The sequence below is a fragment of the Mycobacterium sp. 1482292.6 genome, assembly GCF_001672995.1.
GTDB lineage: Bacteria > Actinomycetota > Actinomycetes > Mycobacteriales > Mycobacteriaceae > Mycobacterium > Mycobacterium europaeum_A.
This window is the reverse complement of the sequence record NZ_LZKV01000093.1, coordinates 1-10,780: the sequence shown is the minus strand read 5'-3', so window position 1 is coordinate 10,780 and position 10,780 is coordinate 1. Positions and strand designations below refer to the sequence as shown.

The 10,780-nt window shown below is 62.8% G+C and carries 12 protein-coding genes and 1 pseudogene; 5 read left to right on the top strand and 8 right to left on the bottom strand.

The genetic code is table 11. From position 1 onward, the window contains the following. Positions 1–117 precede the first annotated feature (117 nt). Positions 118–1,041, bottom strand: coding sequence for an alpha/beta hydrolase (locus tag A5624_RS09775; protein WP_066865293.1), 924 nt, complete (start codon positions 1,039–1,041; stop codon positions 118–120). A gap of 378 nt (positions 1,042–1,419) precedes the next feature. Between A5624_RS09775 and A5624_RS09770 the strand changes: the two genes are divergently transcribed. Then, entirely contained in the window at positions 1,420–2,979 is a 1,560-nt protein-coding gene (locus A5624_RS09770) for a GMC family oxidoreductase (protein ID WP_066865290.1), read from the top strand. Positions 2,980–3,180: 201 nt separating this feature from the next. Continuing rightward, on the top strand, positions 3,181–3,768 hold the full coding sequence (locus A5624_RS27340; RefSeq protein WP_232002235.1) for a CGNR zinc finger domain-containing protein: 588 nt from the start codon (positions 3,181–3,183) through the stop codon (positions 3,766–3,768). A gap of 189 nt (positions 3,769–3,957) precedes the next feature. Here the strand turns inward: A5624_RS27340 and A5624_RS09765 are convergent, their stop codons facing one another. The 5 genes from A5624_RS09765 to A5624_RS09755 form a co-directional block, all read right to left on the bottom strand. Then, positions 3,958–5,541: an AMP-binding protein gene (locus A5624_RS09765; protein WP_066865287.1), complete on the bottom strand. Its 1,584-nt coding sequence runs from the start codon at positions 5,539–5,541 to the stop codon at positions 3,958–3,960. 37 nt (positions 5,542–5,578) lie between these two features. Beyond that, positions 5,579–6,421 (bottom strand): alpha/beta hydrolase, encoded by an 843-nt coding sequence (locus tag A5624_RS09760; RefSeq protein ID WP_156748968.1) that lies wholly within the window; start codon positions 6,419–6,421, stop codon positions 5,579–5,581. After that, positions 6,418–6,555 carry a GMC family oxidoreductase N-terminal domain-containing protein gene (locus A5624_RS28140; RefSeq protein ID WP_156748764.1) on the bottom strand — a complete coding sequence of 46 codons (138 nt, stop codon included), beginning with the start codon at positions 6,553–6,555 and terminating at the stop codon, positions 6,418–6,420. Before A5624_RS28140 ends, A5624_RS09760 begins: the two co-directional genes overlap by 4 nt. Positions 6,556–6,958: 403 nt before the next feature. Further along, positions 6,959–7,087 carry a hypothetical protein gene (locus A5624_RS29270; RefSeq protein ID WP_255400043.1) on the bottom strand — a complete coding sequence of 43 codons (129 nt, stop codon included), beginning with the start codon at positions 7,085–7,087 and terminating at the stop codon, positions 6,959–6,961. Between the two features lie 184 nt (positions 7,088–7,271). Further along, positions 7,272–7,730 (bottom strand): MarR family winged helix-turn-helix transcriptional regulator, encoded by a 459-nt coding sequence (locus tag A5624_RS09755; protein WP_066865281.1) that lies wholly within the window; start codon positions 7,728–7,730, stop codon positions 7,272–7,274. 63 nt (positions 7,731–7,793) lie between these two features. Here A5624_RS09755 and A5624_RS09750 point away from each other — a divergent pair, with 63 nt between their 5' ends. Then, entirely contained in the window at positions 7,794–8,162 is a 369-nt protein-coding gene (locus tag A5624_RS09750) for a VOC family protein (RefSeq protein ID WP_066865278.1), read from the top strand. 160 nt (positions 8,163–8,322) lie between these two features. Here the strand turns inward: A5624_RS09750 and A5624_RS09745 are convergent, their stop codons facing one another. Both A5624_RS09745 and A5624_RS09740 read right to left on the bottom strand, forming a co-directional pair. Further along, positions 8,323–8,511, bottom strand: coding sequence for a hypothetical protein (locus A5624_RS09745; protein WP_066865275.1), 189 nt, complete (start codon positions 8,509–8,511; stop codon positions 8,323–8,325). 170 nt (positions 8,512–8,681) lie between these two features. Further along, the gene (locus tag A5624_RS09740; protein ID WP_066865272.1) at positions 8,682–9,401 is read right to left on the bottom strand and encodes a TetR/AcrR family transcriptional regulator; all 720 of its coding nucleotides are present in this window, start codon (positions 9,399–9,401) and stop codon (positions 8,682–8,684) included. Positions 9,402–9,513: 112 nt separating this feature from the next. Between A5624_RS09740 and A5624_RS09735 the strand changes: the two genes are divergently transcribed. Next, positions 9,514–10,656 (top strand): VOC family protein, encoded by a 1,143-nt coding sequence (locus A5624_RS09735; RefSeq protein WP_066865269.1) that lies wholly within the window; start codon positions 9,514–9,516, stop codon positions 10,654–10,656. Then, a pseudogene (locus A5624_RS28135) lies at positions 10,653–10,780 on the top strand (fumarylacetoacetase); the annotation flags it as partial. The gene A5624_RS09735 and the pseudogene A5624_RS28135, both read left to right, overlap by 4 nt.

The window sequence follows — 10,780 nt, the reverse complement described above, 5'->3', positions numbered from 1 at the left end:
GCGGGTATGACCAATCAGGAGTAGCCATCGGATAGCGATCCGAGCATCTGCAGCTGGCGGCCTCGGGGGAGTAATGGCCGTGGTCAGGCCATGATCAATTCGAGCGGCGACATGTGGCTATGCCGCCGCCGTTTTAAGTCCCAGCGTCAATCGTAGCCAGCGACCCATTTCGGTAATCGCGCGGTCCACCTCGTCAACGTGGCCGGCTCCCATGATGAAGGAATGCTGGCCCTGCTCGATCTGTCGGACGATGACATCGTTGCCTGCCTCCTTTGCCCTTTGGGAGAAAGCGACGGCGTCCGAGGCGAGTAGCTCGTACTCGCCGTAGTACACCGCGATGGGAGGCAATCCGGACAGGTCGGCTTCCAGCAGGTGTACCCGGGGGTCGGTGTATTCCACGTCGGTTCCATCGAGCCAGCACGACCGGAACAGCTCGAGCAATCCCGGCGTGAGTAGCTTGTCCCGCTCGGAGTTGGTTTTGAGGGATTCCCCGGACAGCGTGACGTCAGTCCACGGCGAAATGGACAACACGGCGCCGGGCAGTGCCTCGCCGCGATCTCGCAGACGCAGCGCAAGCTCGACTGCGAGATAGCCGCCGATCGAGTGGCCAACACTGGCTATCTTGTTGGGGCGGTAGCCCTGGTCGAGCAGCCAGCGGTAGGCGCTTTCCACGTCTTCGACTTGCGCCGGGTACTTGTGTTCCGGGGAACGTCGGTAGTTCAGTACTAGCGAGCGCGCGCCGGCCGCCTTCGCGAGGTGCCCCGCTGCCTTCCGGTCGGAATGCATCGACATCAGCACGCTGCCACCCATATGCGTATGCAACAGCACTGATTCGGGGTCACCGTCTACGGGGATGCACCACAAGGCCTCCACCCCGCCCGCGTCCACCTCGGCATACGTGACGCCTTCGGGTTCCTTCGTTGCCAAATGGATGTTCTCGGTGACGTCGCGAATCGTCTCCAGGTCAAAGTTAACGTTCGAAGATCGCCTCCCGATCTCCGCCAAGAACTCGGCGAAATCGACCGCCTGCTTGCTTGCCATCCAACTGCCTTCCATCGTGGATTATTGGATAACGATCACTATATAACGACCGCTATCTGATGGCTAGCCCTGATCGGTCATACCCGCGAGGTATGGCCGGGCGCCCGATTCGGTATTGGACGTCGTCCGGCGCATTGTGGAAACGTCGGTGCTGCAAAGGGCTTGGCGATTGCTGTCCCCTACTCCGTAGGGCAGGCATCAAGGCACTTGTAAACCGTTGCGGGCGTGGTCGGTTCGGGCCGGTTGCTGGAGGTCGCGTCGGCATGGTGTTTCTCCAGTGACAGGGAGCGGCCACGCGGGACTTGAGTCATGTTGAACCGAGCGCCCTTTCGGCACGTCTTTATAGAAGTACACCTAGAGAACGATCAGGAGAACTTTGTGGATACTGTGTTGAAGCAGCGGTTCGACTACGACATCATCGTCTGCGGTGCTGGCTCGTCAGGATCGGTGATCGCCGGTCGGTTGGCCCAATATCCCGACATCAAGGTCTTACTGTTGGAGGCCGGTGGCAGCGATGACGTCCCCAGCGTGACCGAGGCCAGTCAGTGGCCATCGAACCTTGGCAGCGAACGTGATTGGGGATTCCTCTCCGATCCTGACGGCCGGCTTCATGGACGCGCCATCGCGTTTTCAATGGGCAGAGTGCTCGGTGGCGGGTCCGGTATCAACCTCATGATTTGGGCGCGGGGGCACCGCAGCGACTGGGACCACTACGCCTCTGAAGCCGCTGAGCCGGCGTGGGGATACGCAAACGTCCTTGATTTGTATCGCCGGATCGAAGATTGGCATGGCGTCGGTGAGCCAAGTCATCGGGGCAGGGGTGGGCTGGTGTTCGTACAACCGGCGCCCGATGCGCATCCGCTCGCCGCAGCGACGCTGGAAGCCGCTAGGGCACTGGGAATTCCGACGTATCAAAGCGCCAACGGCCGCCTGATGGAGGAGACCCGCGGCGCTGCCATCGTCGACCTGCGCTGCCGCGACAACAAACGCCTATCGGTGTTTGGCACGTACGTCGCCCCGCATCAGCGGCAGCCGAATCTGACGGTGGTGCCGCACGCGATGGTCACCCGCGTGCTCTTTGACGGCAACCGTGCCACCGGTGTCGAGGTCGTCCATGACGGCGCGGTTCACCGGGTGCGCGCCAGCGCCGAGGTCGTGCTGTCGCTCGGTGCCATTCACACGCCCAAGGTGCTCATGCACTCCGGCATTGGCGACCAAGACGAACTGCATCGAGTCGGCGTTCCCGTTCGCCAGCACCTGCCCGGGATCGGGCGCAACCTTCAAGACCACTATGGGTTCGACTGTGTCTGGGAGTTTCCCGAGACCATCCAGGGCAGCACTCAGGTGGGGTCGGCACTGTTTTGGGATTCCGGCGCTGCCGATGTCCAGGGTCCGGACCTCTTCGCATGCTCAGGGCCATTCCCGAAAGCGACAGCCGAAAATGCCGCGAAATACGGTCTGCCGCGGAGCGGTTGGACTTTGTTCGGCGCGCCCACGCACCCCCACAGTCGCGGTCGACTCCGGTTGTCCGGCCCCGACCCGACCGATCCCATCCGGATCGAAGCTGGCGCGCTATCAGACCCCGAAGACTTCAAGACCGCGATCGCGTGCATCGAAACCCTGCGCGAGATCGGTAACTCCCGAGAGCTTCGACCTTTCGTCGCGCGCGAGGTCATGCCCGGCGACCTGACCGGCACCGAGTTGGAGACGTATCTGCGCGACGCCGTCACCACCTACTGGCACGAATGCGGAACCGCAAAGATGGGGCGTGACTCGATGTCGGTGGTCGACGGACACCTGAAGGTCTACGGCATCGAGGGCCTGCGTGTCGCCGATGCCTCCATCATCCCGCGTATCAGCACGGCCAACACCATGGCACCGTGCGTCGTGATTGGCGAGCTGGCTGCACAATTCATCAAAGTTGACCATCGAATCTAAAAGTGTAGCGCCGCACAGGCTCTCATTCGCCATCGCCATCGGATATGTACCACAAGTTAATTCAGCCATCGCAGAAATGGAGGATGGATGCAATCGACGCTGCAACCTGCCGATCCCCACGCCACCTGCACCTGACAACCGATGCCTTCACAACGGTTCGAGCCACGCCAAGGTCAATTCGGAGTCGCGCCCGACAGCTTGGTGTTGGTTCAGGAATTTCTCAACACGGCCCCCATCCAGGGGTACGACACTGATCTGCTGGTCGACGTCGAACTGACAGGAAACTGGTGCGCCGCTACGGTGCCCAAGTGGGCGGCGCTGCGAGGCGCCGACGCCCAACCGCCGTCGCTCAAGCTAGAGGATCTGCCGAAACTCCGGGAGTTACGCGACGGCATCGCGAAAATGGTCAACGGAAGATCCCCCGATGATGGCCAGCTGAGCTGTATCAGCTCCATTCGCGGAGCCTTCGCTCTGTCGGACTGCAATGGACTGCAGATAATGCCCACCGGCAGCGGCTGGCGTTGGCTAGCGTCGGCCCTCTTCAGCGAGATCTATCGAAGTCAGCTGAATGACACATGGAGACGGATCAAGCAATGCCGCAAGCCATTCTGCGGGACAACGTTTTACGACCGCTCGAAGAACAACAGCGGCGCGTGGTGCAACGTAAAGAGGTGCGGAAACGCCGCGAACCTGCGAGCACTTCGGGCGCGCCGACGCGACGAACGTGAGCGCGCGAACGCAAACGCTCCGGGACAGCATGACTACTGCCGACGCCCAGAAGATCGGTGACGATCAACCGGCTGAACGAGGCGAACCGGCAAGGTCGGCAGCGACGCGATCGCTCATAATCTGTTAAAGCGAGGTGCAGATCACCACTTCGAGCGTAGGCAGTTTTGGGCTTTCGTGTCATGGCTGCATCCCACCGCCGGATGGGCATTACGAGCGAGGTGTACGGGCGGTTGATCGTTAAGCGGGATCTCAGCGCTCCCTCAGATTTTTGCGGAGAATCTTTCCAGATGCCGATTTCGGGATGAATGTGGTGAATTCGACCTCACGGATCTTTTTGTATGGAGCGACGCTTCTAGCCACGAACTCCATCACCTCGGCGGCAGTCAGCGAAGCGGAGGATGGGGTGACGACAAACGCCTTGGGGATTTCCTCGCCGGACTTGGGGTCTATGGCTGGAACCACGGCGGCATCCACTATCGCGGGGTGGGTCAGCAACAGTGCCTCGAGTTCAGCGGGCGCCACCTGATAGCCCTTATATTTGATGAGTTCCTTGAGGCGGTCGATGATATAGACACAGCCGTCGGCGTCGACGCACGCCAGGTCTCCTGTGTGTAGGAACCCGTCCTCGTCGATGGTGTCGGCTGTCGCCTCATCGTTGCCGAGGTAGCCGATCATCACATTCGGGCCCTTGATCCACAGCTCGCCTGCTGCGCTGACACCGTAGTCGGGGACCGCGATCTCGACACCGGTCTCGGGCGCAACAAGCTTGCTGACCGTGTTCGGGAGAGTCCACCCGCAGGAATGCACCTGCGCGACAACGCCTATCGTATCCCGCCCCCCGTCGACGGGCATGCTGTGGCCGACTCCGCTCAGCTCACTCATTCCGAAGCCCTGCAGCACCGCCACACCGAGTCGGGCGCCCACCGTGCGTGCGAGTTCGCCGTCTAGCGGCGCGGCACCACACATGACGACTTCCAGCGAGGACAGGTCGTAGGAATCCACCATTGGGTGCTTGGCCAGCGCGACGGCCACCGGTGGCACGATGAATGCCTTGGTGCACCGGTGATCCTGAATGGCGCCCAAGAACGCGGCCAGGTCGAACGAAGGCATAACGACCAGCTTCGCGCGCGGCACCAGTGAAGCCGTCAGCAGCACAGACAAGCCATAGATGTGGAAGAACGGCAGTACGGCCAGAACGACGTCGTCGGGACCGACGAGGTTGAGGGGTTGAACTTGGGCGGCATTGGCTACCAGGTTGCGGTGGGTCAGCATCACCCCCTTTGGAAGACCGGTGGTGCCGGAGCTGTAGGGGAGCACCGCCAAGTGGTCGGCCGGATCAAAGCTTCTGGCACCAGCGCAGTGAACAGCCGGCTGGGACCTGAAATCGACTTCGTCGAGCATAAGCACCTCGCCGGGCGCGAGTCCCATTTGCGCGGCAGCGGTTTCGGCCTTCTCGCGGTGCTCATCGACGGCTAGCATCATCCGAGCATGTGAATCGCGCAACTGCCGGGCAATTTCATCCGCTGTCGACAACACGTTGAATGTGGTTGCGGTCGCTCCTGCTCGCAGGATGCCGTGAAACGCGACTGCGAATGCTGTGCTGTTGGGTGAAAGTAGACCGACCACGTCACCGACGCCGACTCCGCGGGCGACAAGATTCGCAGCGAATGCTTCGATGTGATCAATCAGCTCCCCGTAGTGTGTCGTGGCACCCGTGTTCGCCTCGACGAGCGCGACGCGCTGGCGGTCGTCGTCGGTGATGCCGTCGAACAGGTAATTGAAGACAGGGACGTCGGGAATGCAGACATCTGGGAAGGGGCTGGTGAAGCTCACCGTACTCCAATCTGGTTGGTGTTCTTTGACTGCGGTCTTAGAGCCCTTGGTTTGTCAGCCAGGATTCGATCAATCCGGCGACCGCCCTCCACTGAGGTTCGAGCATCATCTCGTGCCCGACGCCGGGAATGAGGACCGGTTTGGTTCCGTAGGCCGCGGCGGTTCGACGCACGTGTTTGGGCCGATAAATTTGGTCGTGCTCGCCGCCGATGATCAACATCGGCGAGCGGACTTTCTTGGTTTTGACCAGATCACCGACCACCGTGTCAAACATCATCGCCCGCGTGCTGTCGGGTTGGATGAGCCGCGTAAAACTGTCGACGAGGCTGTCTGGCGCATCCTCACCGAAGAACAACTGCCGTGCACCAGCGGACGTCCCCATTAGATCTAGCGGGTTGGCGGTCAGGGCGAATTTGGTTGAACGCCAAGGGTGACGACATATCATGCGCATTACGGAGTCAAGCTGGTCACCGCGTGGTGGGGTCGAAGCCATCAGTACGGCCGCTGGTGCGTCGTGCGTTTCAAGATACTTCTGCACGACAAAGCCGCCCATGGAATGCCCGACGAGGATGGGCGGCTCTGGGAGCGAGCCGACGACCTCACAAAGATCGGTGACGTAGTCGGCAATCGAACACAACCGCAGCGACTTGCTCAACGAGCTGTGGCCGTGACCGCGCAGACTGGGCGCCAAGACGCGAAATCCCCGGTCGACGAAGAAGGCAACGAAATTTTCCTGCCAGCACCAGGCGGCATGCCAAGCTCCGTGCACGAAAACGATCGAATGCCGACGTTTTTGAGTGGGCCTTCCGGTGTCAAACAATTCGAGCATCCTTATCCCTGTTTTCGTCGCTTCGTGGTGGTTGTGGAAGGGATTCGTCACACTCGGACCCAGGCGCACTCCGCCAGCAACACCGACACATCAGGATTCGCGGTGAGTCGACGCGCAACCACCGCCCCCGACGTCCCGGCACCACACACGACAACGTCGTACCGCTGCTCCACCACACCTGCCATCACAACCTCCTCGATGGAATAACGATCGCTATCTCACTAGAACGCGCCGGCCACGAAAAAGGTTCAACTCGAATCAAACTGACAAAGAACACCAAGGCCACCAGTGATCGTGGGCGGAGCCACTGGTGCATTCGGAGACGCACCCGCCGGCTGTGCGCCCCAGCCGTGGTGTCGGCGCCGAATGATGCGTGAAGCCGGGCTCGACGCGTTCACGGGGGTGGCCAAGGACGCACCCAGCACGCTCGGTAGCCGCATCCGACAAACCTTTGGTACCCCTGGCCTGCCGGACACGGCCCTGTTCGAGCAGCAAGCGGCCGCCCTGTTGGCCCCCACGGACGTCATCAACCGGTCGTCAAAAAGAACGACGAGCACCTCGACCGGCTCACCCACGCGTCGGCGTTGCTCAGGTTCGCAGCGACTGAAATGTCGCGAGCTGCAGATCAATACGCGGGGAGGGCGGCCGCTTGCCGAAGTACAACCCGCCAGCCCATTCCCAGACCCGCTGGTTGGCCAGTCCATGCTGGGCAATCATGTTTAGATCATGTAGTTTTCGGCCCAATGAAGAGAATCGGTGCAGCGCGCCAGAACCAACCGTGTCGACAAGGAGTTGCACGGCGTCTCGACACGTCGTCCCCGTTATTCGGCTACGTCCGCCACGGATGATCGGGCGGCGGCGCCTGCGGACATTGCAGGCGCGTGGAGCGCAAATGAACGAGCTACGCGCCGTCTTTGCCGTCGCGCAGGGAATGGACCATGCTCTGCAAGATCCGGAACGCCTGTGACTGCTCGGCCTCGCTAAGGCCGGCCAGCATTCTGACCTCGACGGAACGGACCGCCGCCGACGCCTTCTCGAGGCTCCGTCGGCCGCGGGGTGTGAGCCGGGTCGGAAGGACCTTCCCGACGGGTGCCTCGGCGGGCCTGGTCACGAAGCCGTCTCGTTCCAGAGCCTGCAGCAGCACGTTCATCGACTGCCGTGTCACGAACGCGCCCCGGGCGAGCTCGGAGTTCGACAAGCCCGGGCGTTGAGCCAGCAACTCGAGGCACGAGTAGTGCGTCACGCTCATCCCGAGTGGCCGCAGCACCTCCTCCATGGCTGCGCGAAGTGCACTCGACGCCTCTTTCAGCACGTAACCCAGTGACGTCTCCAAGTCGACGCCCACACCGCCTTGACTCATGTCAGCATTCTGACATACAGTCACGTATGTCAGAAAACTGACATATGTCGAAGGAGTTGCCTCATGCCTGTCACCGGTCCTAACTTCATCTCGCTCCAAGCGCGCGATCTCGCTGCGTCGCAGGCCTTCTACGAGCGATACCTCGGCCTCGTCCGATCGCAGGCCGGGCCTCCGCACGCCGTCGTGTTCGAGACGAAGCCGATCGCGTTCGCACTCCGCGACGTCATTCCGGGCACCGACCTCGCATCCGTTGCTCAGCCCGGCATCGGTACCGCGATCTGGCTCCACGCCAACGACGTCCAGGCCATCCACGATGCGCTCGTCGCCGATGGTCACACCATCGTCTCCGCGCCGATCGACGGCCCCTTCGGCCGGACATTCACCTTCGCCGACCCCGACGGCTACCATGTCACGCTCCACGACCGCGCCTGATCGAAAAGCGCCACCGGACGAAGTGCGTGAAGGGACAACGCTGTTCGCGATGCGCGAGCAGTTCACGTCTCGTAACACGGCCTCGGTTCCGGCGATCAGGATTAAACACAGATCCGAGCGCAGCGTCCAGTAGCCGGCCGTTTTGGTGAATGCACTGAGGCTAGGAGGCCGCTCGCCGTAAACGTCGGACGTCGTGTTCGACGCAGCCGACGCGGTCGGCGGCTTCGGCGACCGACAGCTCCGGGTTTAGTAAAATTTGCATTTCTTCGGCCGAGAATATCGGTTCGACATCCCACGGTGCGTGATCCCAGCCGGCGTCCGAAAAACCGGCAAACAGAGGGTCGTTCATGAAATTTCCTTGGATCAAGTGGGGACGGGCTTCTGCACGGTCCTGCGTCCCACGCGAAATGAAGAACTGCGGCTGCTGGCTGTGCCGCAGGAGTATGTACCGATGTTAACCGCGCGGGCGCGCGTTCGCAGCGCGAGAAGGTATCGGGGTCGCGCGGAGGCGAACGTGTTTCAGTGGGGGTCGATCGAGGCGGGTGTTATCGGGGTGGGCCAGTCGACGGGCGATTCGCGCAATGATGAGATGTCGGGCAGCGGCTTGCGGCACAGCGCGCTGGCCTGTTTGGGCGTCATGCCGAGCGTCCGCAGGAGGCGTTCGGTGACCGCGTCGACGGTGGCGTCGGTGTCACGTTCGGGACGCTCCCGCAGCAGCGTGGCCAGGCCGATGAACATGCCTCCGGCGATGGCCAAGCCCAGTTCGGGATCGCCGATTGTGAACCGTCCCTGGTCGATCGCCGCGGCGATGTCGCGTCGCGCCCGCGGCGACAGTCCGCGGTCGGACAGGATGAGCGAGTCTCCGTGCGCCAGCAGCAACGCGGCCTCCTGCGGGCGGTAACGGAACAGTCGCCCGCTCAGGCGGTAGTTGGCGGCAAAAGTTTCGGCTGGGTCCGAGATCGATCCGGTGAAGCCGTCGAGCAGGGCACCGAGGTCATCGAGGGCGTCGGTCACGGCCGCGGCGAACAGCTCCTCCTTGCTCGAGAAGTGGTTGTAGAAGGACCCCATGCCCACATCGGCGGCCTGGGTGATTTCCAGTATGGGAACGCTGAGTTTGCCCTGCGCGATAAACCCTTTCGCCGCCCGCACCAGAGCGTTGCGCGTGCGCATCTTGCGTCGTTCCAGGCGGTTGACCGGCGTGTTCGACGACTCAGCGGCATCGCGCTCGGGCATGTCCATGGGCCACAGGTTATCAGGTTCGGCTCAATCCTGAGGATATCGTCAGAACCCTTGACTGAGCATTCGTACATATGTGACGATTTCGTCAGATCAAAGGCGAGGAGGGCAGCGCGTGGCACAGAGAGTGACGCCAGTGAGCGACGGGCACGCGGGTCTGCACAGCGACCGGGGCGCCCTGCGCGGCGAACATCCCGGCCGGTCGCGGGATCCCATCATTCGGGTGGCCGACATCGCCTGGCTCGAGTTCGACAAGCCCGACCTGGTCCGCGCGGAGGCCTTCGCCCGAGCTTTCGGGTTCGGCATCGCCCTACGCGAGCCCCAGCAGCTGCATCTGCGCGGCACCAACGCCGGCTCGGCATGCGTCGTACTGCGTCGCGGGCAGCGCAGCCGATTCGCCGGACTCGCGCTGCGCGCGGCCGACGAGGTCGACCTGGTCCGTCTGGCGGACAAAACCGGCGCCTCGCTGCAGCCGCTCCCGGAATCGATCGGGGGAGTGGCGGTGCATCTGACCGATCCCAGCGGCATGGCGGTCAAGGTCGTCGCCGGTCTCCACGAGCTGCCGGCCCAACCCGCTCAGGCCCCGCAGGTCGTCAACACCGGGCCCGACGACGCGCGGATCAACGCCACCGTGCGGCCGCCTCGCGTGCCCGCCCGCGTGCAACGCCTCGGTCACGTCGTACTGCAGTCCACTACCTACCTGCGCACACTCAACTGGTATCTGGACACCTTCGGGATGATCGTCAGCGACTTCCTGTTCTTCCCCGGCCAGCGCGCCCGCGGCCCGGCAATGAGTTTTATCCGCTGCGACCGCGGCACCACCCCGACCGACCACCACACCCTCGCCCTGGCACTCGGACCGGCCAACCGCTACATCCACTCCGCCTACGAAGTCAGCGATCTCGACGCGCTGGCCGCCGGTGGTGAATACCTGCGTGAACGCGGCTACCACCGGTCCTGGGGTATCGGTCGCCACATCCAGGGCAGCCAACTGTTCGACTATTGGCGCGACCCGGACGGCTTCCTCGTCGAACACTTCACCGACGGTGACATGTTCGACAACACCTTCGAACCCGGCTGGGCCCCCTTCACCGCATCCGGCCTGGCGCAGTGGGGGCCACCGGCGACCAAAGACTTCCTCGACGCCGACCCCCGCGCGGCCCGCCATCAGCTGACCTCGATGCTCACCGCCCTGCGCGCGGACAACGAATTCGACCTCAACCGGCTCATCGGATTACTGAAAGTAGCGATCTCGTGACCATTTCCGTCCTCCGCACCGCCGACGGCTGGTGGGTGCACAGCCCCACCGGCGCCGCCCGCATCGACACCAACGCCGCGACCACAGCCGAACTCCTCGCCGACAGAGCCGCGATCGACGCGGC

Bases quoted from the DNA above. Each gene is read 5' to 3' on its own strand.
- A5624_RS09775 (WP_066865293.1), bottom strand. From the start codon at position 1,041: ATGGCAAGCAAGCAGGCGGTCGATTTCGCCGAGTTCTTGGCGGAGATC.
- A5624_RS28140 (WP_156748764.1), bottom strand. From the start codon at position 6,555: ATGGCAGGTGTGGTGGAGCAGCGGTACGACGTTGTCGTGTGTGGTGCC.
- A5624_RS29270 (WP_255400043.1), bottom strand. From the start codon at position 7,087: ATGATTGCCCAGCATGGACTGGCCAACCAGCGGGTCTGGGAATGGGCT.
- A5624_RS09755 (WP_066865281.1), bottom strand. From the start codon at position 7,730: ATGAGTCAAGGCGGTGTGGGCGTCGACTTGGAGACGTCACTGGGTTAC.
- A5624_RS09750 (WP_066865278.1), top strand. From the start codon at position 7,794: ATGCCTGTCACCGGTCCTAACTTCATCTCGCTCCAAGCGCGCGATCTC.
- A5624_RS09745 (WP_066865275.1), bottom strand. From the start codon at position 8,511: ATGAACGACCCTCTGTTTGCCGGTTTTTCGGACGCCGGCTGGGATCAC.
- A5624_RS09740 (WP_066865272.1), bottom strand. From the start codon at position 9,401: ATGGACATGCCCGAGCGCGATGCCGCTGAGTCGTCGAACACGCCGGTC.